Consider the following 24244-nt stretch of genomic DNA (forward strand, 5'->3'; position numbering starts at 1 on the left):
TCATCCGCCGGAGCGACACCACGCGACGGCCCACCCGACCTCACAGGAGGCTTCGTGCCCAGCCACGCCACTGCCCGCATCAGCAAGGTTCTCGTCGCGAACCGCGGTGAGATAGCGGTACGTGTGATCCGCGCAGCGGCCGACGCCGGCTACACCTCCGTCGCGGTCTACGCCGAACCCGACGCCGACGCGCCCTTCGTCCGCCTCGCCGACGAAGCCTTCGCCCTCGGCGGTCAGACCTCCGCCGAGTCCTACCTCGCGATCGACAAGATCATCGACGCCGCCGCCAAGTCCGGCGCCGACGCGATCCACCCCGGCTACGGCTTCCTCTCCGAGAACGCCGACTTCGCCCAGGCCGTCCTCGACGCCGGCCTGATCTGGATCGGACCGTCCCCGCAGTCCATCCGCGACCTCGGCGACAAGGTCACCGCCCGCCACATCGCCACCCGCGCCAAGGCCCCCTCCGTGCCCGGTACGTCCGAGCCCGTCAAGGACGCCGACGAGATCCTCGCCTTCGCCGACGAGCACGGCCTCCCCATCGCCATCAAGGCCGCCTTCGGCGGCGGCGGACGCGGCATGAAGGTCGCCCGCACCCGCGAGGAGATTCCGGAGCTCTTCGACTCCGCCACCCGCGAAGCGGTCTCCGCCTTCGGCCGCGGTGAGTGCTTCGTCGAGCGCTACCTCGACAAGCCCCGCCACGTCGAAGCACAGGTCATCGCCGACCAGCACGGCAACGTCGTCGTCGCCGGCACCCGCGACTGCTCCCTGCAGCGCCGCTTCCAGAAGCTCGTCGAGGAAGCCCCCGCACCGTTCCTCACCGACGACCAGCGCGCCGAGATCCACGCCTCCGCCAAGGCCATCTGCAAGGAAGCCGGCTACTACGGCGCCGGCACCGTCGAATACCTCGTCGGCCAGGACGGACTCGTCTCCTTCCTCGAGGTCAACACCCGCCTGCAGGTCGAACACCCCGTCACCGAGGAGACCTCCGGCATCGACCTGGTGCTGCAGCAGTTCCGCATCGCCAACGGCGACGAACTCTCCATCACCGAGGACCCGGCACCGCGCGGACACTCCTTCGAGTTCCGCATCAACGGTGAGGACGCCGGCCGCGGCTTCCTCCCCGCCCCCGGACCGGTCACCACCTTCATCGCCCCCGAGGGCCCCGGCGTGCGCGTCGACTCCGGTGTCGAGTCCGGCTCCGTCATCGGCGGCCAGTTCGACTCCATGCTCGCCAAGCTCATCGTCACCGGCGCCACCCGCGAGGAAGCTCTCGCCCGCTCCCGCCGCGCCCTCGCCGAGTTCCGCGTCGAGGGCCTCGCCACCGTCATCCCGTTCCACCGCGCCGTCGTCTCCGACCCCGCCTTCATCGGCGACGGTCAGTCCTTCGACGTTCACACCCGGTGGATCGAGACCGAGTGGGACAACACCGTCGAACCGTTCACCGCCGGCGCCCCCATCGAGGACGACGAGAACGGACCTCGACAGAACGTCGTCGTCGAGGTCGGTGGGCGCCGTGTCGAGGTGTCCCTGCCCGGCCAGTTCTCGCTCGGCGGCAACGCTGCTGCCGGTGGCAACGTCATTCGTCGCAAGCCCAAGGCGCGCACCCGCGGCGGCGCCGGCGGCGCAGCCGCGTCCGGTGACGCCGTCACCGCACCCATGCAGGGCACCGTCGTCAAGGTCGCCGTCACCGAAGGCCAGGAAGTCGTCGCCGGAGACCTCATCGCCGTCCTCGAGGCCATGAAGATGGAGAACCCCGTCACCGCCCACAAGGACGGCGTCGTCACCGGACTCGCCGTGGAGCCCGGCTCCGCTATCACCCAGGGAACTGTTCTCGCAGAACTGAAGTGAGCCGGCCGGACGCCCGCCCCCGTTACGCTCCTCTCATGGCCGACGACAGTCCGCACGTGAGAACCGATCGACGAGGGCGGGCGTTCCCGTCTCCCGGCTCGTACGGGCACGCGTCGTGACAGAGGTCCGGGCCGCTCTCTTCGACGTGTTCGGCACCGTCGTCGACTGGCGCGGGGGTATCGCCGAGGAGGTGCGGCGCTGGCTGGAGGAGTACGCCCCCGAACGCGACGACATCGATCCGGGCGACTTCGCGGACCGGTGGCGTGCGAGGTACCAGCCCTCGATGCAACCGATCCGGACCGGTGAGCGCCCCTTCACCAAGCTCGACGCGCTGCACCGCGAGAGTCTCGTGGAACTGCTGGCGGAGTACGTGCTCCCCACCGAGGCGGTCGACGATCTGACTCTGGCGTGGCACCGGTTGCCGCCGTGGCCGGACTCGGTCGCCGGTATCGCAGCCGTCCGCGAGTCCGTCATCGTGGCACCCCTGTCCAACGGCAACGTGTCGTTGCTCCTCGACATGGCCAAGCGTGCCGGCATCCCCTGGGACGCGGTGCTCGGCGCGGAGGTGGTGCAGGCCTACAAGCCGACTCCCGAGTCGTATCTGCGGACGGCGGAGTTGCTCGATCTCGCTCCCGGCCAGTGCCTGATGGTCGCGACACACAACGATGATCTCGCCGCCGCCCGTGGGTGCGGACTACAGACCGCCTTCGTGCGCCGCCCGCACGAGCACGGACCGCAGCAGACCGAGTCCGAACCCACCGACGACTGGGAGTTCGTCGTCGACGACCTCGAGGAACTGGGCAGGCTTCTCCGGTCCGGTCAGGCGAGCAGTCGTTCGTAGACGCCGACCTCGGACCCGAGTTCCCAGGCGCTGATGCCCTCGAAGGAGGACAGCACGCGCTCGTGATTCCAGTCCTCGTCGACGTGGATCTCGTGCGGATTGCCCTCGATCTCGTGCTGCGGGTAGTGGACGATCGGGATCGACAGGTACGCCGCCCGCGTCGCGACCGCACAGCACTTGGCCCACAGCGCCACCGCGTCGGCCTCGGTCATGTGCTCCGCCACGTCGCCGATGATCACCACGTCCGCCGTCGGCAGATCCACCTTGCGCGCGTCACCGAGGATGATCTCGTCGTAGTACTCGTGGAGGCGGTAGGTCTCCACGTACGGCTCCCAGATCTCGACACCGGTGATGCGGGAGAGCTGCGGCCCTGCAAGAAGTTTCGCGTAGGTCCCCACCCCCGGTCCGATGTCGAGCACGGAGACGGGTCGCTCGGACCCCAGGGCGTGGACACGGTCGCGGGTCCAGGACTTACCTTCGGACGAACTCATCGGCATGACTGTCCTGTGCCCAGCCGGGCCTCGGCGTAATCGTCAGGGGCTCGGGCGGTCGTGATCGCGACCCGTCGCGAGGTCCCCGCACTCGACGGTGATCACGTCGGGGTTGCCGCGGAGGAAGGTGCGGGCGCCCTGATCCCCCGTCGCCGCCTCCGCGACCTCCGCCCACCACCGGCGCGCGAGCACCACGGGGTGACCGGGAGTGTCATCGAAGGTGGCCCGCGCGATTCCAGTGCTCGCGGCATGGTCGAGAACCCGCCCCACCACCTCGGCGCCGATGTCGGGGGTGTCCACCAGGTGCAGCACCGCGAGGTCGGCGTCGGTCGTCTCACATGCCTGCAGGCCCACCCGCACCGAGCTGCCCATGCCGGTGCGCCACTCGTCGTTCACCACGGCCTGCGCGCCGGGAGGCATCTCCGGCGCCGCGGCACCCACGACGACCAGGACCCCGTCGCACCCGCCATCGCGCAGCGCCCGCACCGCCAGGTCCAACCAGAGCCCGTCGTGCGCCAGGATCTTGGGGGCGCCGTACCGGGTGCCCGCACCCGCCGCGAGCACCACGCCGACCGTCGTCATGCGACCACCCTGCACGGGCTGCGTCCCCGGCGCCAGTGCGCGCCGAGCACCTCCCGGGCGCCACGTCCCACTTTCGGCGCCCACTCGCGGGAACCCGCCCCCAGCGCCCGCGAGTGGAACACCCCGCGCACCCCCCCCGCTCCCTACTCCAGCCGCGCCTCGAGTTCGGCGATGCGGTCGAGCAGCACCTTCTCCCGCGCCGCAGCGTCACGCTCGTAGAGCGCCCCCATCCTGCTCACGTAGTCCTGGTCGTAGCGCGGGATGATGCTGCGGGTGCAGTTCCAGTCGATCGCCTCGACGGAGATCACGACGCTGCGCTCGCACCGCGACTCGACGGTGCCGCCGGGTACCTGCCGGAGTTGCTCCATCAAGGCCGGGTCCGCGCTCCCCTCGACCACCGTCGCGCGGCCGTAGATCTTCACGCGCTGGCGCCGCGGATAGTCCACGACGATCAGCGCCACGCGGTCGTTCGCGTCGAGATTGCCGGCCGTCACGTACTGGTTGTTCCCGGCGAAGTCGGCGAACGCGAGTGTGCGGTCGTCGAGCACCTGCAGGAACCCGGCCGGCCCGCTGCGGTACTGGACGTAGGGCCATCCGGTCTCGGTGACCGTCGACAGGTAGAACTGGTCCGCGGCGCGGATGATCACCTTCTCGCGGCCGTCGAGTTCCTCGGGTCCGTCGTCGCCGCGTTCCGTCTGCGCACCGTAGGCCGTGTAGCTGCCCTTCGCGCGCTGCCGCGCCAGCGCCGAGGGTCCGAACACCAGGTGGTGATAGTGGTTGCTCATCGCGCCTCACTCTTCACCACCTGTTGGCGGATCACCCAACGACCAGCGCGGACCGGTGCCCCGACTTTGTGCGGTCTCGACTGGCGGGGTGGCCCCGCATGGCGGAGTCTGATCGCACCGCACTCCGGTCACTCGCCGCCCTGCACCGTCGCAGGGCACCGCCTCAGGCCTTTTCGGCCCTCGCCTGGAACCAGGTCCACTCATGACTGTTCGCTCCGCCGTCACGCGGCGTCACCCCGTCGACGAGGTTCTCCCCGCCCACAAGCTGGCGGCCTACGGGTTCCAGCACGTCGTCGCCTTCTACGCCGGGGCGGTGCTGGTCCCGATCATCATCGGTGGGGCCATCGGCCTCACCAACGAGCAGTTGATCCACCTGATCAACGCCGACCTCTTCACGTGTGGCATCGCCTCGATCATCCAGGCGGTCGGCTTCCGGAAGATCGGTGTGAAGCTGCCGCTCCTGCAGGGCGTCACCTTCGCCGGTGTCAGCCCGGTCATCGCGATCGCGATGGCGAACGGCGGCGGGACCGAGGGCCTGCTGTACGTGTACGGCGCCGTCATCGTGGCGGGCCTCTTCACGTTTCTCATCGCCCCCTGGTTCAGCAGGCTGCTGAGGTTCTTCCCGCCGGTGGTGACCGGAACGGTCATCGCCATCATCGGTATCGCGCTGCTGCCGGTGGCCGTCAACGACGCCGTCACCAATCCTGCGACGCACGAGCAGGATCCGACGAACGGTCGCTGGATGGCCTACGCGATCGGCACCCTGGTGATCATCGTGCTGATCCAACGATTCTTCCGCGGCTTCACCGCCACCATCGCCGTGCTGCTGGGACTCGTCATCGGCAGCGCCACCGCGTACGTGTTGGGCGACATGACGTTCGACGGTGTCTCCGAGGCGTCGTGGGTAGGGTTCACGCAGCCGTTCCTGTTCGGCGCGCCCAAGTTCAGTGTCATCGCCATCATCTCGATGATCGTGGTCCTGATGATCACGGCGGTCGAGTCGACGGGCAGCGTCTTCGCGACGGGTGAGATCGTCGGCAAGCGGATCACGAAGGACGACATCGCCGCCACCCTGCGTGCCGACGGCGTGGCCACCGTGATCGGCGGCTCCTTCAACTCGTTCCCGTACACGGCGTTCTCGGAGAACGTGGGCCTGGTGCGCCTGACTCGCGTGCGCAGCCGGTGGGTGATTGCTGCCGCGGGTGTCATCATGATCGTCCTGGGCCTGCTGCCGAAGACGGCGGCGGTGGTCGCGTCCATTCCGTCACCCGTCCTGGGCGGCGCCGCGTTGGCGCTCTTCGCCACCGTGGCGGTCGTGGGCATCCAGACCCTGTCCAAGGTGGACTTCACCGACCACCGCAACCTCATCATCGTCGCGACGAGTCTCGGTCTGGCCCTGCTGGTCACGATCCAGCCGACCGTCTCGGAGGGTGTCCCGAGCTGGCTCGAGCTGCTGTTCTCGAGCGGCATCGTGCTGGGTGCGTTCACCGCGATCGTCCTCAACATCCTGTTCTTCCACGTGGGCGGCTCGCGCGGGGCGACGGTGGCGGGCTCCCCCGGCGACTCGATCACCCTCGACGCCGTCAACGAGATGAGCCTCGACGAGTTCTCGACGACGTTCGGCGACGTGGTGCAGGGATCGGACTGGGTGGTGCGTCGCGCGTACGAGCAGCGGCCCTACGCGGATGCTCATGCACTGCGGGAGGCATTCCAGGATTCCCTGCTCGCAGGCACCACGGAGGAGCAGGTCGAGCTGATCAGCGCCTTCCCCGATCTGGGCAGCGAGGACGACACGGGTGAGGCGTTCGCCAAGGACCACGTCTCGCTCGCGCACCTCGGCGACGAGGAGCATCGCTCGGTTGTCGACCTCGCTACCGCCTACCGCGATCACTTCGGCTTCCCCCTCGTCATCTGCGCGGCCGAGACCGAGCACTACGACCGGGTGCTCGCCAACGGGTGGTCGCGGATGGAGAACTCACCGGGTGCGGAGCGGTCGTTCGCCATGATCGAGGTCGCGAAGATCGCGAACCACCGGTTCGACCACCTGGTCGCCGATGCGAATCCCATCGCCGCGGCGCGTTTCGGCAGACTGAACGACCTGTCCTGATCCCCACCACAGAAGGGAACGCTCGTGTTCCTGCACGAAGCACTCGGGCTCGACGGATTCAATCGGCTGTCCGATCGCGCCGCGATGCACGCCTTGTTCGAGTGCTGCTCGTCGTCCATCTGGGCGCGCCGGGTGGCCGTCGGTCGCCCCTTCGACAGCGCCGAGGCCCTCCTGGAACGCGCCGACAGCGAGTTGGAGGAACTGTCCGAGACGGAGATCGACCGCGCACTCGACGGTCATCCACGTATCGGTGCCTCGGTGACCGCCGGCTCGTCGTCACAGCGCGAGCAAGCGGCCGTGAGCGAGGCGGACCAGGGCGTCAAGGACGCGCTCGCGGCGGGGAATCGGACCTACGAGGAGAAGTTCGGCCACGTCTACCTGGTGTGTGCGACGGGCCGCCCTGCGACGGAGCTTCTCGCTATCCTCACCGAGAGGCTCGACAACGATCGAGAGACGGAGAGGCGCGTGATGAGAACTGAACTGGCGAAGATCAATCGAATCAGGTTGACCCGCATGCTGACCGAGCGGACCGAACAGTGAGCGTCAGCACCCACGTCCTCGACGCGGTGCACGGGACACCGGCGACAGGGGTGGGTCTCGCGGTGGTCGACGAGCACGGCGACGTGGTCACCACCGGCATCACCGACGAGGAGGGACGCGCCAAGGAACTGCTCCCGGACGACGCCGTTGCCGGTGTCTACACTCTCGTGTTCGACACCGCCGCGTACTTCGAGCAGTCCGGGACGCAGACCTTCTACCCCGAGGTGTCCATCACCTTCACCGTCCTCGATGTCGATGCGCACCACCATGTTCCGCTGCTGCTGTCCCCGTTCGCGTACTCCACCTATCGAGGAAGTTGACCCCATGACCGATCTGACCGGGAACATCGTCCTGGGAGCCAACCAGTACGGCAAGGCCGAGAACCGAGTGGTGCGCATCTACCGCGACACCGCCCGCCACGAGATCCGGGACATCTCCGTGTCCTCGGCACTGCGGGGCGACTTCTCCGCCGCCCATCTCGTCGGTGACCAGGGCGCGGTCCTGCCGACGGACACCCAGAAGCAGACCGCGTACGCCTACGCGAAGGAGAAGGGCCTGCTGCATCTCGAGTCGTACGGCCTGGATCTGGCACGGCATTTCGTCGACGACGTCGAGCCGGTGACGGAGGCGCGGGTCGAACTCGAGGAGTACGCGTGGGAGCGTGTCACCGTGGACGGCCGCCCCCACGATCACACGTGGGTGCGCAAGGGCCAGGAGACGCGGGTCGCCTCGGTCACCGTGGGCGGCTCCGGAGCGGAGCAGAAGACCTGGGTCACCGCGGGTTTCAAGGATCTGATCATCCTGAAGTCGACGGGCTCCGAGTTCGCCGGCTTCCTCGAGGACTCCTACACCGTGCTCGCCCCGACTCATGACCGCGTCATGGCCACCTCGCTCGAGGCCCGGTGGCGCTACACCACTACCGACGTCGACTGGGACGAGGTGTACGCCGGCGTCAAGGCAGTGATGATCGAGCAGTTCGCCACACTCCAGTCGCTCGCGTTGCAACAGACACTCTTCGCGATGGGACGCGCTGCGCTGGAGGCATTCCCGTTCATCGCGGAGATCCGGATGAGCGCACCGAACAAGCATCACTTCCTGTACGACCTCGACCGTTTCGGCGTCGAGAACAACGGCGAGGTCTTCCACGCCGACGACCGTCCCTACGGGCTCATCCAGGCGACCGTCGAACGCGAGGACGCCCCCGACGCGGGATCCGCCTGGCGGGGTTACAGCGTCGTCGGCTGAGGCCCGAGCACGGCCAACGCGACGAAGACGTCGGTGCGGTCCTCCGTCGTCCCCAGGTCTCGGTCCGTCAGCGCCTCCACCCGTCCGATGCGGTACCGCACCGTGTTGACGTGCACGTGAAGGGCGTCCGCCGTGCGACTCCAGGAACCGTCGTGGTGCAGGTACGCCCGCAGCGTGTCCAGCAGTCCCGCGTCGGTGCGGCTGTCGTGGTCGAGTACCGCGCCGAGCACCCGCCGGGCATAGGCAGCGCGCAGTCCGTCCGGCACCACCGAGAGCAGGACGGCGGCCGACCCGGTGTCCGCGCTGGTCCGCACGGCGATCCGGTCGGCCGATGCCGCCGCCACCTCACGCGCATGCTGTGCCGACCGCACACATCCGACGAGGGCCGCGGCCTCCACCGCCGTACCCACGCCCACGGCGATCCGTCCGCTCACGGTGTCCTCGAGTCGCCGCAGTGCAAGGGCGAGATCGGCGGCCATGCGGGTGGACGTCCGACCGGGAGGTAGCCCGACGACGCCGATCACGAGGTCCCCGCCGGTGACTCCCACACTCACCGCACCGTCGACCGATTCCCGCACCGCGTCGGTGAGCACCGCGGCCAGGACCTCGATCGGCAGGTCGGACGTCGCGGCCAGGGCCACGACGTCTCCTGTCACGCCAACCCCGATCTGTCGAATGCGTTCCAGCGCCTGCTCTCCGGATCCGTCGACGAGGAGTTCGGCCGCGCGGTCGGCAATGGTGCGCAGCACCCGCGCGCCGTCGTCGACGCGCACGCGATCGAGGGCCGCGATGCTCGCCAGCTGACCGAGCGCATCGAGAACCTGCCCGTCCATGCACTCGTGGTCACCGTCCACGACGAGGTACCACGCAGTCGCACGGTGACCGAAACTCGATCCGACGGGCAGCACGGACCGCACCGTGTTCTCGGTGACCACGCGGCACGGAACACCCTGCGCCGCAGCCCGTACGAGAGCATCCACCACCTCCGTGGCCAACGGCTCGGCGGACACCACGGGCCGGCCCACCGCGGTGATGATCCGGCAGGTCACGCCCGTGTCCCGCGCCGTCTCGTGCGTGAGGTCCGCGAGCGCGCGTCCGTCGGTGACCGCGGTGAGCAATCGGTGCTGGCGGGCCAGACTGGCGGAGAGCCGCGCCACCCGATCGCCGGTCACCCGGCTGGTGACGGCATCGATGACGTCCGCGAACGCGACCGCCGACGGCACCGCGAGCAGCGGTAGCGAGTACTTCTCGCACGCACGCACCACGTCGTCGGGGACGGAACCGAACACTTCGTCGCCCGCCGCGAGCGCCACCGCGCCCGCCGCGACGACCGACCCCACGAAGGCATCGCTGTCCTCCGGCGCGCGGCGCCACACCATGCCGGTGACGACCAGCTCGCCGCCCACGATGTAGCGCGACGGGTCCGGCAGATCGGTCGCGAAGGCCCACCGCACGGTCCGACCGAGTTGGTCGTCGGTGCCGACGAGGCGCCGCAGCGCGAGTTCCGGTACGTCGAGCACGTCCTGGATCAGCACACCCGTTCACCCGCCCGCATCGTCGTTGGAGGATCCGACAGTAGGCGGCGCTCGTTTCGGCCACGTTTCGTCGGCGCGCGCCCTGCGCGGGTGGCCGACACGGTGTTGACTCGGTGACACAGCGAGGACAGGAGTACGACGTGCCGGACCGCATTCTCATCACGGGCGCCCACGTGATCACCGTGGATCCCGCCCGCTCCGAGTGGGCGGCGGGCTGGGTCCTGATCGAGGACGGGCTCATCGCGGCGCTCGGCGACGGGACACCGCCGCCGCGTCCCGACGGTCCGGAGGTCACCGTCATCGACGGCCGCGGTTGCGTCCTGACTCCCGGCCTCGTGAACACGCACCACCATCTCTATCAGTGGATCACCCGCGGTCTGGCCGCGGACTCGACGCTCTTCGAGTGGTTGACGACGCTGTATCCCGTGTGGGCCGGCATCGACGCCGACTCGGTCCGCGTCGCGGCGACGGGTGGGCTCGCTCGGTTGGCCGCGACCGGATGCACCACCACCACCGACCACCTCTACGTCTTCCCCCACGACGGCGGCGACGTGTTGGGCGCAGAGATCGACGCCGCGAGGACGGTCGGTCTGCGGTTCCACCCGACGCGCGGATCGATGGACCTGGGACACAGTCAGGGTGGTCTGCCGCCGGACAGCGTCGTGGAGTCGCTCGATGCGATCCTGGCCGCGAGCAGCGCCGCGGTCGACCGCTGGCACGACCCGTCCTTCGGATCGATGCTGCGCATCGCTCTCGCACCGTGCTCGCCGTTCTCCGTCACCGGCGACCTCCTCCGCGAATCGGCGATGCTGGCGCGCGAGCTGGGCGTCCGGTTGCACACACACCTCGCCGAGACCCTGGACGAGGAGGAGTTCTGCCGCAGCAACTTCGGCATGACGCCCGTGCAGCACATGGAATCGGTCGGCTGGGTCGGCGACGACGTCTGGTACGCGCACGCCGTGCATCTCGACGACGCCGCGATCGCGACCATGGCGGCCACCGGAACCGGGGCGGCCCACTGCCCCACGTCCAACGCGCGGCTGGGCGCCGGTATCGCCCGAGCGCGCGATCTGATCGACGCGCGGGTTCCCCTGGGGCTCGGCGTCGACGGTGCCGGCAGCAACGAGTCCTGCAGCATGCTCGAGGAGGCGCACCACGCGGCACTGTTCGCACGGGCGCGCGGCGGACCCCGCGCCATGACCGTGCGCGAGAGCCTCGACCTCGCGACACTCGGCGGTGCCCGAGTCCTCGGACGCGAGAACGAGATCGGCTCGCTGGAGGTGGGGAAGCTCGCCGATCTGGCGCTGTGGCGCATCGACGGCGCCGCCCACGCCGGCATCACCGACCCCGTCGCCGCGTTGGTACTGGGCGACCGGCCGCCCCTCGAACGGCTCCTCGTGCACGGGCGGGTGGTGGTCGAGAACGGGGTGGTCATGACCGTCGACGAGGAGACAGTGGCCCGGGACGTGGCGGCGGCGCACACGGCGCTGCTCACGAAGGCCGGGCGGTGATTCCGTGGACCTGAACACCGTGCGCGAGGTCGTCCGGGCTCGTACGCGGGGCGATCTCTCGGTCATCGACGGCGGCACGGCCGTGGTGGCAGGTGGGACGTGGGTCTTCTCGGAACCGCAGGTGGGGGTGCACCGACTGGTCGATCTGACGGACCTCGGCTGGGAACCCGTCGTCGTCGGTGAGGGGCTGGAGATCGCCGCGACGTGCACCGTGGACACGCTGCGTCGGATGTCGTGGCCGCCGCGGTGGCCGGACCTCGAGTCGCTAGTGGCCCTCTGCTCCGACGCGTTGCTCGCGTCGTTCAAGGTGCAGCAGTTCGCCACGGTCGGTGGGAACATCGCCCTCGGACTTCCCGCGGGATCCATGACCTCGCTCTGTTCGGCGCTCGACGGCGTCGCGGTGATCTGGACCCCCGACGGTCACGAACGGCGCGTGCCCGTCGCCGCGCTGGTCACCGGACCCCAGCGCACGTCGCTCGCACCGGGCGAGGTGATACGCAGCATCGAGATCGACGACGCCGTTCTGCGCTCCCGATTCGCCTGCCGCAGAATGTCCTTGGCACCTCGCGGGCGCTCCGGCGCCGTCGTGATCGGTCGCCGGGACGCCGACGGATCGTGCGTCCTCACCGTCACCGCGTCGACGCGCCGCCCACACCAGCTGCGACTCGAGGCAGTGCCGCACGCCGAGGACGTGGCCGCGCTGCTGAACGCCGCGATACCCGCCGACCAGTGGTACGACGACGTGCACGGAGCACCGGACTGGCGACGCCACGTGAGCGGCGTGCTGGCACAGCAGATCTGCGAGGAGCTGTCATGAGAGTGGGAGTCAACGGGGAGACCGTGGAGATGTCCCCGCGACCGGGCCAGTGCCTGCGCACGGCCCTGCGCGACGTCGGACGCTTCGAGGTGAAGAAGGGGTGCGACGCGGGCGACTGCGGCGCGTGCTCGGTGCTGCTGGACGGTGCCGCCGTCCAGTCGTGCATCGTTCCGGCCTACCGCGCCGACGGTCGGGAGGTCACCACGGTGGCCGGGCTGGGCACGCCGGACGACCTGCATCCGATGCAGCAGCGATTTGTCGACGCCGCCGGATTCCAGTGCGGTTTCTGCACGGCCGGCATGATCGTCACCGCCGCCGCCCTCACCGACGAGCAGACCGAGGATCTGGACACCTCGCTCAAGGGAAACCTGTGTCGCTGCACCGGGTATCGGGCGATCACCGACGCGGTCACGGGTGTGCGCACCATCGAGAAGTCCACCGAGGGACCGGCGTGCGGACGCTCCGTCGCCGCACCGGCCAGCGCTCGCGTCGTCACGGGAACGGAGCCCTACACGCTCGACGTCGCGATGCCGGGTCTGCTGCATCTGTCGGTGCTGGGGAGCCCCCACGCCCGTGCGCGCATCGTCTCGATCGACACGTCGGCCGCGCTGGCCGTCGAGGGCGTGGTCGCGGTGCTCACCCACGAGGACGCGCCGCCCGTCGCCTTCTCCACCGCACGCCACGAGTCACGGGACGACGATCCCGACGACACACTCGTTCTGGATCGCGAGCTCCGCTACGTCGGGCAGCGGGTGGCGGCGGTGATCGCCGAGTCGGTGGCCGCCGCGGAGGAGGGCAGAGGGCGCCTCGTCGTCGAGTACGAGGTGCTGCCCGCCGTGCTGCATCCCGCGGACGCGCTCGCACCGGGAGCCCCGATCGTCCACGCCGGCAAGGGTACCGAGGCCAGGATCGCGGACGTCGAGCGCAACGTCGTGGCCGAGGTGAGCGGTACGACCGGCGACGTCCAGGCGGGCCTGGCGGCCGCGGACGCCGTGGTGACCGGAACGTGGCGCACCGCCCGCGTGCAGCACACTCACCTCGAGACGCACGGTGCGATCGCCTGGTTCGCCGACGACGGGCGCCTGACCGTCCGCACGAGCTCGCAGGTCCCGTTCCTCGTACGGGACGAGCTGTGTCACATCTTCGACCTCGATCCCGACACCGTGCGGGTGTTCACGACGCGGGTCGGTGGCGGGTTCGGCGCCAAACAGGAGATGCTCACCGAGGATCTCGTGACGCTCGCCGCTCTGACGGTGCGTCGACCGGTACAGCTCGAGTTCTCCCGTGCCGACCAGTTCACCGTCGCGCCCTGTCGGCATCCCATGGAGGTGTCGGTCACCGCAGCCGCCACGGCCGACGGCACGCTCACCGCGCTGACCCTCGACGTGCTGAGCGATGCCGGCGCCTACGGCAACCACAGTCCCGGTGTGCTGCACCATTCCACCGACTCGATCGCCCTCTACCGCTGCGCGGCCAAGCGCGTCGAGGCGAGAGCGGTGTACACGAACACGATTCCGTCCGGCGCGTTCCGCGGATACGGCGTCGGGCAGACCGGTTTCGCCGTCGAGTCGGCGCTCGACGAGTTGGCGCACCGATTGCACATCGATCCGATCGAGTTTCGGCGTCGCAACGTCGTCGTGCCGGGTGATCCGTTCGTCGCCGCGCACGTCCTCGACGGCGACCTCTTGTTCGGCAGTTACGGACTCGACCAGTGCCTCGATCTCGTGGACGAGGCACTCACCGAGCCCGGATCGCCGGCGCCCGACGGATGGCAGGTGGGCGTCGGCGTGGCCATCGGCATGAATGCCACCGTGCCGCCGCGCGGCCACGTCTCCGACGCGTCGATCACCGCTCTGCCCGGAGCGCGCTACCTGGTGCGCGTCGGCACCGCCGAGTTCGGTAACGGCACCACGACGGTGCACGGTCAGATCGCGGCGTCGATCCTGAACACGACCGTCGACCGCATCGAGATCGCACAGTCGGACACCGACGTCACCTCCCACGACACGGGCGCCTTCGGGTCGGCGGGCACGGTGGTCGCCGGCAAGGCTGTCGCACTCGCCGCGGAGTCGTTGCGCGAGCGCATCATCGGTGCCGCATCGAGCCTGACCGGATCGCTGCCGACGCAGGGCGTGCTCGGTCCGGAGGGCGTCACGGTGGACGGCGCACTGTGCTCCCTCGACGAGATCGTCGCGGCCCACGACGGACCGTTGGCGGCGGACGGGTACCACGGCGGATCGCCTCGCTCGGTGGTGTTCAACGTCCACGGGTTTCGGGTCGCGGTCGACCCCGGGAGCGGCCGCGTCGCGATCCTGGACTCCGTGCAGGCCGTCGACGCCGGCACGGTGATGAATCCGGTGCAGTGCCGTGGGCAGGTGGAAGGTGGTGTGGCGCAGGCGCTGGGCGCGGCACTGTACGAGGAGATGAGGCTCGACGAGACGGGGCACGTGACCACAGCGTCGCTACGGAATTACCACATCCCGCAACTCGCCGACGTTCCGACGACCCGAGTGTTGTTCGCGGACACCTATGACGCGCTCGGGCCGCTGGGTGCCAAGTCGATGAGCGAGTCTCCGTACAACCCCGTCGCACCGGCGTTGGCCAATGCCGTCACGGACGCCGTCGGCGTACGGCCGCACGCACTGCCGATGTCGGCTGACCGCGTCTGGAGAATGCTGCAGCGCGATCAGGAGTCGTAGAAGGTCTGCAGAATGATGGTACTGCGGGTCTGCACGTTGGCAGTGGTCCGGATCTGCTGCAGGAGTCGCTCGAGATCCCGCGGTGACGCGACGCGGACCAGCAGCACATAGCTGTCCTCCCCCGCCACGGAATGGCACGCCTGCACCTCGGGCAGCGGCCGCAGACGCGCGGGCGCGTCGTCGGGCGCCGTCGGATCCAAGGGGGTGATGGCCACGAACGCCGACAGTGGCTGGCCGATGGCCTCCCGATCGACGCGCGCGGTGTATCCGAGGATCACCCCGGACGACTCGAGCCTGCGCACTCGTGACTGTACGGCCGAGACCGAGAGGCCCGCCCGCTCCGCGAGGTGAGCGAGAGTCGCGCGGCCGTCGGTGATCAGTTCCTCCACCAGCACGCGATCGGTGGCGTCCAGATCGTCCGAGCGGACGGACTTGCCTCGTGCACCGGTCATGGGCGCTACCCTGCCACGTCCCGATCGGGCAGCGTCAGGCGAACAGTGGTGGCATGGCGAAGACCATGACCGTCGACCACGCGACGTGCGTCAGGATCGGCGCGAGAATGCCGCCGGACGCCCGGCGTTCGAGTCCCAGCACGAATCCCAGGGTGATCGCGGCGAAGCCGAGCATCGGGTTGCCCGTGGCCAGAGTGGCGATGGTGTAGACGATCGTCGAGATGACGACCGGCCGCTTCACGCCGATGGCCGAGAACAGAGCGCCGCGGAAGAAGATCTCCTCGGCGACCCCGTTGAACAGCGTGATGAAGACGATGAGCGCGAGCGGTCCGACGCGCGCGTGATCGAGGACGTTGGCCGTGAAGTCCCGCAGCGGCGGGATCTCCCGCACGACCAGTGCGCCGAGGATGAACACGCCACCCGCGGCCAGACCGATCGCGATCGGCGTGATGATCGGCCGCCGCAGGGTCCCGCGGAAGTTGATGCGACCGAGGTGCAGTGGCCCGGACAGGAACCCACCGACGATCCACACCAATGCCAGCGCGATGGTCAGCGTGTAGAACATGGGGTCGCCGGGCTCGGTCGACAGCGACACTCCCAGCAGCGTCGCGCCCACGACGAGCACGACCGCCACGATGATGCGCCGCCGTAGGAAGGCGCGATCGGTCTCGTGATGGTCGCGGTCGACCTTGTCCACCAGCGCGTTGCGCACGATGGATTCGGCCCTCATCTGCCAGGACACCATGAAGTACTCCTCCGGCTCGTCGAACCTGTCGGTCGTGTCGGAACTTGCGGTCTGTGAACGAGAGACCGACTAGAACTTCAGAAGAGACCGTACCCGGGACGAGACCGCGGCAACCACGTCCAGATTGGTCCGGACGACCGGAGCGACGGGCCACGAGTAGAGCACCGCGCCGATGCCGAGTGCCTCGGCGAGCTTCCACCCGTCCTCGCTCAGCAGTTCGGCGCCGCGGCGGCGAATGCTGCGGACGTCGCCGCCGGTCCACTCCGCGTCCGAGGACACCAGGCGCAGCGAGTCGGGCGTCGTGGCCAGGCCGCGGGTGGCGCTCGCGCCGAGCAGGCTTCGGCGCATGGCGTCGTCGACGTCGGTGAGACCGCCCTCGGGCTCGGGGACGAACTCCGAGATGCGGTTCTCCGAGGCGGTCATCGAGTTCACGAGAGACTGCACCAGGTCGTCGGCGAGCAGTCCCGGAACCGGGATCAGTCGGCCGATCACGAGAGCCGCGAGCTTGGTCGGGATGCCCGGGGTGGGCACACCCAGACGATGCAGCTCGGCGGCGCGGACGTAGGCGAAGACGAGGTCCTTGTACGGAAGGATCTCGGGGCCCGCGATGTCGTACGCGTCGGCGGGCACGTCGGGTGACGCGCACGCGAGGAGATAGTGCACGACGTCGTCGACGGCGATCGGCTGGACCGGCTTGCTCAACCAGCTCGGGAGCGGCAACACCGGGAGTCGGTCGGCAAGGTACCGAATCATCTCGAAGGACGTCGATCCGGCGCCGATGACGATGGCGGCGCGCAGCCACACCACCTCGATGCCGTCGATCGTGAGCGCCTCGCCCACCTCGGCGCGGCTCGCGAGGTGCTCGGACAGCTTCTCGCCCTCGGGGACGAAGCCACCGAGGTAGACGATGCGGCGGACACCCGCGGCGCGTGCCGCCTCGGCGAAGTGCCGCGCGGACGCGAGGTCGGTGGCCCGGTAGCCGGATTCCCCGATGGCGTGCACCAGGTAGTACGCGACGTCGATGTCCTCCGCGGACAGCGCCTCGGCGCACGAGTCGGCGTCGGTCACGTCGAGTCGCACGGCCCGCACGTCGTCGTGCCAGTCGAAGGCGGTCAGCCTCTCCGGCGTGCGCGAGCCCACGACGACGCTCTCGTCGGCCGACACGAGCGCGTCGACGAGGCGAGAACCGATGTAGCCGCTGGCCCCGGTCACGAAAGCAGTCATGTTCTCGACATTACGGGTGCGGTGCGCTCGCATACCGCCGCGTGAGGGGCGTCACCGTGCAGACTGTGCTCATGGCCGACGTGGATCGACACCGAGCACCCGACAACGATCTGTCGGTGCGTACCGTCCGGCTGCCCGTACCGTCACTCGGCAACATGCTCGGACTCGCCCGCGGGACCGTTCTCTGGTCGCTCGACACCGTCGCGTTCGTCGCTCAGCTGCCCCGGCGGATCGACGACCTGTTCGTTCGTGTCGACGAGGTCATCGCCGCGATCGAGCGCATCACCGACCAGGCCCAGACGGTCATCGGCAAGGTCTCGGCCACCACCGAGGACGCGCAGGGCGTCATCGTCGGAGCGGAGTCCGCCTCGTCCAAGGCGCTGGCGATGATCTCCGAGCTCGAACCCATCACCGCGCGCGCGATCCCGCTGGGCCGCACCTTCGTGGACAACTTCTCCGAGGCCGAGGTGGAGGCGGCGGTGAAGCTCGTGGACCAGCTGCCGGAGCTGGTGCAGCGGATGGAGGGCATCATGCCGATCCTTGCCACGCTCGACACGGTGTCCCCCGAGATCCACGAATTGCTCGAGGTGACCAAGGACGTGCGCAAGGCCGTCATCGGTATCCCGGGGTTCAAGTTCTTCCGCAATCGCGGCGAGGAACGCCTGCACGACTGATCGCCGCGCCGCCACACCTCGCGAGTACGTCCAGAGTGCTGTGATCCCGGCCTTCTCAGCGACCTCATCGACGTACTCGCAGGGGTGGGGACGCTCATCCGGCGACCGTGTCGGTGGGTCCGTGCACTATGGAGAGGTGAAGAACCCCACCGCTCCGTCGCCCGAGGACGTGCTCGCGCGGTTCACGGCTCCGACGCGGGCGTGGTTCGACGGCGCCTTCCCCGCGCCCACCGCCGCTCAGCTCGGTGCGTGGGACTCCATCTCGAGCGGCGCGCACACCCTCGTCGTCGCCCCGACCGGCTCCGGCAAGACCCTGTCCGCGTTCCTGTGGGCGCTGGACAAGCTGGTCAGCCGTGATCCCGAGGACACGGCACCGGGCACCCGCGTGTTGTACGTCTCTCCGCTCAAGGCGCTCGCGGTGGACGTCGAGCGCAACCTGCGCGCTCCCCTGGTCGGCATCACGCAGACGGCCAAGCTGCAGGGCGTCGCGCCGCCGGAGATCTCGGTGGGCGTGCGCTCCGGCGACACCAGCCCCGCCGACCGTCGTCTGATGCTCAAGACGCCGCCGGACATCCTCATCACGACACCCGAATCGTTGTTCCTGATGCTGACGTCCGCGGCGCGCGAATCACTCGAGCGTGTCGACACCGTCATCGTCGACGAGGTGCATGCTGTCGCCGGCACCAAGCGCGGCGCGCACCTGGCGCTGTCCTTGGAGCGTCTCGACGCGAGGTTGGACAAGCCCGCTCAGCGCATCGGACTCTCCGCCACCGTCCGTCCGCACGAGGAGGTGGGACGTTTCCTCACCGGGTCCGCACCCATCAGCATCGTGTGCCCGCCGTCACCGAAGACGTTCGACCTCTCGGTGCGCGTTCCGGTGGAGGACATGACGGAACTCGGCACCACCGAGCCGCAGGAGGGGTCCGCGTCGGCCGCCCCGCAGCAGGGGTCCATCTGGCCGCATGTCGAAGCGCAGATCGTCGACCTCGTCCTGGAGCATCGGTCGTCCATCGTCTTCGCCAACTCCCGACGGCTCTCGGAGCGACTCACCGCCCGCCTCAACGAGATCTACGCCGAACGCATCGGTGACGGCGCCCCCGTGGATCACGCACCGCCCTCCCAGATCGGCGCGTCCGGCGACGTCGTCCACGGTGCCGAGCCGCTGCTGGCCCGGGCGCACCACGGCAGCGTGAGCAAGGATCAGCGCGCGCTCATCGAGGACGATCTCAAGTCCGGCCGCCTCCGCTGCGTCGTGGCCACCAGCAGCCTCGAACTCGGTATCGACATGGGCGCAGTCGATCTGGTGGTGCAGGTCGAGGCGCCGCCGTCCGTGGCCAGCGGTCTGCAGCGTGTCGGTCGCGCCGGCCACCAGGTCGGCGAGATCTCCCGCGGCGTGCTGTTCCCGAAGCACCGCACCGACCTGATCCACTGCGCTGTCACCGTGCAGCGAATGACGGACGGGCACATCGAGGCTCTGAAGGTGCCGGCCAATCCCCTCGACATCCTGGCCCAGCACACCGTGGCGGCGTGCGCCCTCGAACCCATCGACGCCGACGAGTGGTTCGACATGGTCAGGCGCACCGGCAATTTCGGGTCGCTGCCGCGGTCCGCCTACGAGTCCACGCTGGACCTGCTGTCGGGAAAGTACCCGTCGGACGAGTTCGCCGAGCTGCGACCACGTTTGGTGTGGGACCGCGACGGTGGGTCGCTGACCGGTCGCCCCGGCGCCCAGCGTCTGGCGGTCACCTCCGGCGGCGCCATTCCCGACCGCGGACTCTTCGGCGTCTTCATGGTCGGCGAGAAGGCCAGCCGCGTCGGCGAACTGGACGAGGAGATGGTCTACGAGTCGCGCGTCGGAGACGTCTTCGCCCTCGGTGCCACCAGTTGGCGCATCGAGGAGATCACCCACGATCGAGTTCTCGTCAGCCCGGCCTACGGGCAGCCCGGCCGACTGCCGTTCTGGCACGGCGACGGACTCGGTCGCCCGGCCGAACTGGGCGAGGCACTGGGCGCGTTCCTGCGCGAGTCGTCGGACGACGACGCGCTGCGCGGCCGGCTGCAGGAGAGCGGGCTCGACGTCAACGCGGTGAACAACCTGTCCGCGCTGCTCACCGAGCAGCGCACGGCGACGGGCCACATGCCCACCGATCGCACGTTGGTCGTCGAACGGTTCCGCGACGAGCTGGGCGACTGGCGTCTGGTGCTGCACTCCCCGTACGGCCAGCAGGTGCACGCACCGTGGGCCCTGGCCATCGGCGCGCGCCTCATCGAGCGGTACGGCATCGACTCGCAGCCCACGGCATCGGACGACGGCATCATCGTGCGCCTCCCGGACACCGACGACGAGCCGCCGGGCCCGGACCTGTTCGTCTTCGAGAAGGACGAGATCACCGACATCGTCACCGAGCAGGTCGGTGGCTCCGCCCTGTTCGCGTCGCGGTTCCGTGAATGTGCCGCGCGCGCACTGCTTCTGCCCCGCCGCAATCCGGGCAAGCGAGCGCCGCTCTGGCAGCAGCGTCAACGCGCCGCGCAGCTTCTCGACGTGGCCAAGAAGTACCCCACGTTCCCCATCCTGCTCGAGACGGTGCGCGAGTGCCTGCAGGACGTGTACGACCTGCCCGCACTCGAGGACCTGTGTGTGCGGATCGCACGCCGCCAGATCCGCATCGTCGACGTCGAGACCGACTCCCCGTCACCGTTCGCCACCTCGTTGCTCTTCAGCTACGTCGGCCAGTTCATGTACGAGGGCGACTCTCCGCTGGCCGAACGTCGCGCTGCTGCACTGTCTCTCGACGCCTCGCTGCTGGCGGAGCTGCTCGGACGCGTCGAACTGCGCGACCTGCTCGACGGCGACGTCGTCACCGACACCGAGCTCGAACTGCAGCGCCTTGTCGACGACCGCAAGGCACGTGACGCGGAGGGCGTGGCCGATCTGCTGCGCCTGCTCGGCCCGCTCACGACGGCGGAGATCGAGGCACGCATCGAGTCGCCCGGCTCCGCAGCGCAGTGGGCGGGCGAGCTCACCTCGGCGCGCCGCGCCCTCGAGGTCTCGTTCGCCGGGTCGCAGTGGTGGGTCGCCATCGAGGACGCCAGCAGGCTGCGTGATGCGCTGGGTGTCCCGTTGCCCATCGGCACCCCGGCGGCGTTCATCGAGCCGGTCGAGGATCCGCTCGGGGACCTCGTGAGCCGCTACGCGCGCACCCACGGTCCGTTCTCGGTCGCGGACGTCGCCGGCCGCTTCGGCATCGGGTCGGCGGTCGCCCGTGACGTGCTGCTGCGCCTCGTCGCCCAGAAGCGGGTGGTGGAAGGTGAATTCCGGCCCGGCGGTTCCGGCAGTGAGTGGTGTGACGCCGAGGTGCTGCGCAGGCTCCGCCGGCGTTCGCTCGCCGCCGCACGCCAGGACGTCGAACCCGTGTCCACCGGTGTCCTCGGCCGCTTCCTTCCGCGTTGGCAGCACGTCGGTGGCACCCTGCGTGGGCTCGACGGTGTGGCGACGGTCGTCGACCAGCTCGCCGGCGTCCCGGCTCCTGCCTCGGCCTGGGAGTCGCTGATCCTGCCCCAGCGTGTCCGGGACTACTCCCCCGCGATGCTCGACGAGTTGACCGCTACCGGCGAAGTCGTGTGGTCCGGCCACGGCGCGATCTCCTCGAAAGATGGGTGGATCTGCCTTCATCCCGCCGACGCCGCACCGGTGACGCTGCCGCCTGCGAAGGACGATGAACTGACGGACTTGCAGCAGACCGTGCTGCAGGTGCTCTCGGGCGGCGGCGCGTACTTCTTCCGACAGCTGTCCGACACCGTCGGGCAGCTGCACCAGACCGAGTCCGGCGCCCCTGCCGACGACACGACTCTGGTTGCGGCACTGTGGGATCTGGTGTGGACCGGGCACCTGACCAACGACACGTTCGCTCCGCTGCGCGCTCTGCTGCACGGCACCACCCGTTCCGCGCCGAGCCACCGCCCGGCGCGGCGCTCACCGCGAGCACGGTCCTACCAACGTTTCGCGCGACCGTCCCTCCCGACTCGCACGGGCCCGCCCTCCGCGGGTGGCCGGTGGGCACTGCTCCCGGAGGCGGAGTCCGACCCCACCATCCGGGCACATGCCACCTCGGACATCCTGCTCGAGCGGTACGGCGTTGTGACCCGCGGTTCCGTCATGAACGAGGGCGTCCCCGGCGGCTTCGGCGGGGTCTACAAAGTCCTGACCGGCTTCGAGGACAGCGGCCGGGCGCGACGCGGCTATTTCGTCGACTCGCTCGGCGGCGCCCAGTTCTCCACCTCGGACGTCGTCGACCGATTGCGCAGCGAGTCGGAACGTCCTGTCGGAGCCGTCGCACTTGCCGCGACCGATCCAGCCAACCCGTACGGCGCCGCACTGCCCTGGCCCAAAAGTCCCGTGGACGCGGCATCCGGGCACCGCCCCGGACGCAAGGCCGGTGCCCTCGTCGTCATGGTGGACGGCGAACTCGTGCTGTACGTCGAGCGGGGCGGCAAGACGGTGCTCACCTTCACCGAGGAGCGCGACGTGCTTGTCACCGCGGCGTCGGCTCTCGTGTCGTTGGTGACCACCAGGTCCGTCGACAAGCTGGTGATCGAACGCACCGACGGGAGCGACATCCACGGCTCCGTCTTCGCGACGATCCTCACCGAGGCGGGCTTCTCGGCGACGCCGCGTGGCCTCCGGATCAGGGCCTGATCCATGCCCGAAGGCGACACCGTCTGGCGCACGGCCAACAGTCTGCGCGACGCACTCGACGGCAAGGTTCTCACCACGTGTGATGTCCGCGTGCCGCGCTACGCCACGGTCGACTTCACCGGCGAGACAGTGGAATCGGTTCTGTCGGCGGGAAAGCATCTCGTCATCGAGGTCGGCGGCAAGGTCATCCACTCGCACCTGAAGATGGAGGGTGCGTGGCACGTCTATGAGCCGAACACACCGTGGCGACGGCCCGCCTACCAAGCGCGCATCGTGCTGGGAACGAGTGACAGGGTCGCGGTCGGGTTCGAACTCGGCGTCGTCGAGATACTGGATACCGTCGAGGAGGCGGTCGGGTATCTCGGGCCGGATCTGCTGGGGCCCCTGTGGGATCCGGCGGAGGCCCTTGCGAATCTCGAAGCGGAGCCCGACAGGCCGATCGGTCTCGCTCTGCTCGACCAGCGCGTCATCGCCGGTCTCGGGAACGTCTACCGCAACGAGATCCTGTTCCTCCGCGGAGTGGACCCGCACACGCCGGTCTCCGCGGCGGGGAACCTGACGAAAATGATCGATCTGTCGCACCGCACGATCACGGCCAACAAGAACCGCAACGCTCGCACCTTCACCGGTGATCTCCGCGCGGGCCGGCACTTCTGGGTCTACGGCCGGGAGAACAAGCCGTGCCGCCGATGCGGAACGCGCATCCGCGAGGGGCTGCTCGGCGACAACCCGCTCGAAGAGCGGCAGATCTACTGGTGCCCGAGGTGCCAACCCGCTCCGTGAACCGACTGTCCGGTCACGGCTCGTGGGACACCTCCGGTGCACCCAGCCGCGCCGAGGCGTCGAGCATCGTCTCGGTCCGATCCCGGTGCGAGGTGGCCGGAGACGTGGTGTCCGGCCAGTCCTCGATCTCCGCCAGCGCCCAGTCGCTCCACTCGACGATGTGCGAGAAGTGTCCGACCATGAAGCGATTGGCGAGTGCCATCAGGTGCTGACGCTCGGGAAACGTCGCGACGGTGGTGTCTCGCAGCGTGACGGCGTGCCGCCCGAAGAGTCGGCGGGTGGCGTCGGCCTGCTCCCGCATCGTCCGCAGGTTGCCGCGCAGATCCTCGATGGAACCCTGCTCGGCGAACAGCACCCGCATCATGCCCTCGAACTCGAGAGCCGACGGGCGAGACTTCTCCGCCAACCATGCCGTCAGGGCTGCGCGCCCCTCGTCGGTGATCGAGTAGACGGTGCGGGGACGCGCGCCCACCGCATCGGCCCTCGCTGTCACGAGCCCACGCTCGAGCAACTTCTTCGGCGCGTTGTAGTGCTGCCGTCCCGCCCGAGGCCACAGTTCGCCGACACCACGACCGAACAGTTCCGAGATGTCGTACGCGGTGAGGTCCCGCGACACCAACATGCCGAGCACGACGTACGACGTCGTGGTGAGGTCGCCCTGAGCCACCG

The 24244-nt window shown here is 69.3% G+C and carries 20 protein-coding genes; 12 read left to right on the forward strand and 8 right to left on the reverse strand.

The window, feature by feature from the left end; all coding sequences use genetic code 11:
- The first annotated feature begins 54 nt into the window (after window positions 1-54).
- Together HQ306_RS01040 and HQ306_RS01045 are read left to right on the forward strand one after the other, a co-directional pair.
- Complete coding sequence (locus tag HQ306_RS01040; protein ID WP_056447728.1) at window positions 55-1848, forward strand: acetyl/propionyl/methylcrotonyl-CoA carboxylase subunit alpha; 1794 nt, start codon at window positions 55-57, stop codon at window positions 1846-1848.
- Between the two features lie 115 nt (window positions 1849-1963).
- Window positions 1964-2689 (forward strand): haloacid dehalogenase type II, encoded by a 726-nt coding sequence (locus HQ306_RS01045; protein ID WP_222627156.1) that lies wholly within the window; start codon window positions 1964-1966, stop codon window positions 2687-2689.
- Here the strand turns inward: HQ306_RS01045 and HQ306_RS01050 are convergent.
- The 3 genes from HQ306_RS01050 to HQ306_RS01060 all read right to left on the reverse strand — a co-directional run bounded on the left by HQ306_RS01050 (window position 2668) and on the right by HQ306_RS01060 (window position 4547).
- Window positions 2668-3180, reverse strand: a complete 513-nt coding sequence (locus HQ306_RS01050) for a class I SAM-dependent methyltransferase (RefSeq protein WP_222627158.1) — start codon at window positions 3178-3180, stop codon at window positions 2668-2670. The genes HQ306_RS01045 and HQ306_RS01050 overlap by 22 nt on opposite strands.
- Window positions 3181-3222: 42 nt before the next feature.
- A complete protein-coding gene (locus HQ306_RS01055; protein WP_222627160.1) occupies window positions 3223-3762 on the reverse strand; it encodes an NTP transferase domain-containing protein in 540 nt (179 codons plus the stop codon).
- 143 nt (window positions 3763-3905) lie between these two features.
- Complete coding sequence (locus HQ306_RS01060; protein WP_222627162.1) at window positions 3906-4547, reverse strand: pyridoxamine 5'-phosphate oxidase family protein; 642 nt, start codon at window positions 4545-4547, stop codon at window positions 3906-3908.
- 202 nt (window positions 4548-4749) lie between these two features.
- Between HQ306_RS01060 and HQ306_RS01065 the strand changes: the two genes are divergently transcribed.
- The 4 genes from HQ306_RS01065 to pucL are packed head-to-tail and all read left to right on the forward strand — an operon-like array spanning window position 4750 to window position 8439.
- On the forward strand, window positions 4750-6654 hold the full coding sequence (locus HQ306_RS01065; protein WP_222627164.1) for a solute carrier family 23 protein: 1905 nt from the start codon (window positions 4750-4752) through the stop codon (window positions 6652-6654).
- Window positions 6655-6684: 30 nt separating this feature from the next.
- Window positions 6685-7194 carry a 2-oxo-4-hydroxy-4-carboxy-5-ureidoimidazoline decarboxylase gene (uraD, locus tag HQ306_RS01070; protein WP_222628525.1) on the forward strand — a complete coding sequence of 170 codons (510 nt, stop codon included), beginning with the start codon at window positions 6685-6687 and terminating at the stop codon, window positions 7192-7194.
- Complete coding sequence (gene uraH, locus HQ306_RS01075) at window positions 7191-7514, forward strand: hydroxyisourate hydrolase (RefSeq protein WP_027503685.1); 324 nt, start codon at window positions 7191-7193, stop codon at window positions 7512-7514. Before uraD ends, uraH begins: the two co-directional genes overlap by 4 nt.
- A 4-nt stretch (window positions 7515-7518) precedes the next feature.
- The gene (gene pucL, locus HQ306_RS01080; protein ID WP_222627166.1) at window positions 7519-8439 is read left to right on the forward strand and encodes a factor-independent urate hydroxylase; all 921 of its coding nucleotides are present in this window, start codon (window positions 7519-7521) and stop codon (window positions 8437-8439) included.
- On the opposite strand, the gene HQ306_RS01085 is transcribed toward pucL, so the two are convergent.
- Entirely contained in the window at window positions 8421-9974 is a 1554-nt protein-coding gene (locus HQ306_RS01085) for a PucR family transcriptional regulator (protein ID WP_222627168.1), read from the reverse strand. The two genes, pucL and HQ306_RS01085, sit on opposite strands and share 19 nt — an antisense overlap.
- A gap of 113 nt (window positions 9975-10087) precedes the next feature.
- On the opposite strand from HQ306_RS01085, the gene HQ306_RS01090 reads away from it, so the two are divergent.
- The 3 genes from HQ306_RS01090 to HQ306_RS01100 are packed head-to-tail and all read left to right on the forward strand — an operon-like array spanning window position 10088 to window position 15001.
- A complete protein-coding gene (locus HQ306_RS01090) occupies window positions 10088-11485 on the forward strand; it encodes an 8-oxoguanine deaminase (protein ID WP_308115400.1) in 1398 nt (465 codons plus the stop codon).
- A 4-nt stretch (window positions 11486-11489) separates the two neighbouring features.
- Window positions 11490-12302: a xanthine dehydrogenase family protein subunit M gene (locus HQ306_RS01095; RefSeq protein ID WP_222627170.1), complete on the forward strand. Its 813-nt coding sequence runs from the start codon at window positions 11490-11492 to the stop codon at window positions 12300-12302.
- Window positions 12299-15001: a molybdopterin-dependent oxidoreductase gene (locus HQ306_RS01100; protein ID WP_222627172.1), complete on the forward strand. Its 2703-nt coding sequence runs from the start codon at window positions 12299-12301 to the stop codon at window positions 14999-15001. The genes HQ306_RS01095 and HQ306_RS01100 overlap by 4 nt, the downstream gene beginning before the upstream one ends.
- Here HQ306_RS01100 and HQ306_RS01105 read toward each other — a convergent pair.
- From HQ306_RS01105 to HQ306_RS01115, 3 genes are all read right to left on the reverse strand, one after another.
- Window positions 14989-15453 carry an Lrp/AsnC family transcriptional regulator gene (locus HQ306_RS01105; protein WP_027503691.1) on the reverse strand — a complete coding sequence of 155 codons (465 nt, stop codon included), beginning with the start codon at window positions 15451-15453 and terminating at the stop codon, window positions 14989-14991. The genes HQ306_RS01100 and HQ306_RS01105 overlap by 13 nt on opposite strands.
- Window positions 15454-15487: 34 nt before the next feature.
- The gene (locus HQ306_RS01110) at window positions 15488-16198 is read right to left on the reverse strand and encodes a CPBP family intramembrane glutamic endopeptidase (RefSeq protein ID WP_056447710.1); all 711 of its coding nucleotides are present in this window, start codon (window positions 16196-16198) and stop codon (window positions 15488-15490) included.
- A 69-nt stretch (window positions 16199-16267) separates the two neighbouring features.
- A complete protein-coding gene (locus HQ306_RS01115; protein WP_056447708.1) occupies window positions 16268-17422 on the reverse strand; it encodes an NAD(P)H-binding protein in 1155 nt (384 codons plus the stop codon).
- Window positions 17423-17493: 71 nt separating this feature from the next.
- Here HQ306_RS01115 and HQ306_RS01120 point away from each other — a divergent pair, with 71 nt between their 5' ends.
- The 3 genes from HQ306_RS01120 to HQ306_RS01130 all read left to right on the forward strand — a co-directional run bounded on the left by HQ306_RS01120 (window position 17494) and on the right by HQ306_RS01130 (window position 23575).
- On the forward strand, window positions 17494-18096 hold the full coding sequence (locus HQ306_RS01120; RefSeq protein ID WP_082544656.1) for a hypothetical protein: 603 nt from the start codon (window positions 17494-17496) through the stop codon (window positions 18094-18096).
- Between the two features lie 136 nt (window positions 18097-18232).
- A complete protein-coding gene (locus tag HQ306_RS01125) occupies window positions 18233-22792 on the forward strand; it encodes an ATP-dependent helicase (protein WP_222627174.1) in 4560 nt (1519 codons plus the stop codon).
- A gap of 3 nt (window positions 22793-22795) precedes the next feature.
- Window positions 22796-23575, forward strand: coding sequence for a DNA-formamidopyrimidine glycosylase family protein (locus HQ306_RS01130; protein WP_222627176.1), 780 nt, complete (start codon window positions 22796-22798; stop codon window positions 23573-23575).
- A gap of 13 nt (window positions 23576-23588) precedes the next feature.
- On the opposite strand, the gene HQ306_RS01135 is transcribed toward HQ306_RS01130, so the two are convergent.
- Window positions 23589-24242 carry a PadR family transcriptional regulator gene (locus HQ306_RS01135; RefSeq protein ID WP_222627177.1) on the reverse strand — a complete coding sequence of 218 codons (654 nt, stop codon included), beginning with the start codon at window positions 24240-24242 and terminating at the stop codon, window positions 23589-23591.
- Window positions 24243-24244: the final 2 nt, after the last annotated feature.

Origin of the sequence: Rhodococcus sp. BP-160 (genome assembly GCF_019836205.1) — a bacterium.
GTDB lineage: Bacteria > Actinomycetota > Actinomycetes > Mycobacteriales > Mycobacteriaceae > Rhodococcoides.

Excerpts from the sequence above, each read along its gene's own strand:
- HQ306_RS01050 (WP_222627158.1), bottom strand. The coding sequence starts at position 3,180 with ATGAGTTCGTCCGAAGGTAAGTCCTGGACCCGCGACCGTGTCCACGCC.
- HQ306_RS01055 (WP_222627160.1), bottom strand. The coding sequence starts at position 3,762 with ATGACGACGGTCGGCGTGGTGCTCGCGGCGGGTGCGGGCACCCGGTAC.
- HQ306_RS01060 (WP_222627162.1), bottom strand. The coding sequence starts at position 4,547 with ATGAGCAACCACTATCACCACCTGGTGTTCGGACCCTCGGCGCTGGCG.
- HQ306_RS01065 (WP_222627164.1), top strand. The coding sequence starts at position 4,750 with ATGACTGTTCGCTCCGCCGTCACGCGGCGTCACCCCGTCGACGAGGTT.
- pucL (WP_222627166.1), top strand. The coding sequence starts at position 7,519 with ATGACCGATCTGACCGGGAACATCGTCCTGGGAGCCAACCAGTACGGC.
- HQ306_RS01100 (WP_222627172.1), top strand. The coding sequence starts at position 12,299 with ATGAGAGTGGGAGTCAACGGGGAGACCGTGGAGATGTCCCCGCGACCG.
- HQ306_RS01105 (WP_027503691.1), bottom strand. The coding sequence starts at position 15,453 with ATGACCGGTGCACGAGGCAAGTCCGTCCGCTCGGACGATCTGGACGCC.
- HQ306_RS01110 (WP_056447710.1), bottom strand. The coding sequence starts at position 16,198 with ATGGTGTCCTGGCAGATGAGGGCCGAATCCATCGTGCGCAACGCGCTG.
- HQ306_RS01115 (WP_056447708.1), bottom strand. The coding sequence starts at position 17,422 with ATGACTGCTTTCGTGACCGGGGCCAGCGGCTACATCGGTTCTCGCCTC.
- HQ306_RS01120 (WP_082544656.1), top strand. The coding sequence starts at position 17,494 with ATGGCCGACGTGGATCGACACCGAGCACCCGACAACGATCTGTCGGTG.
- HQ306_RS01130 (WP_222627176.1), top strand. The coding sequence starts at position 22,796 with ATGCCCGAAGGCGACACCGTCTGGCGCACGGCCAACAGTCTGCGCGAC.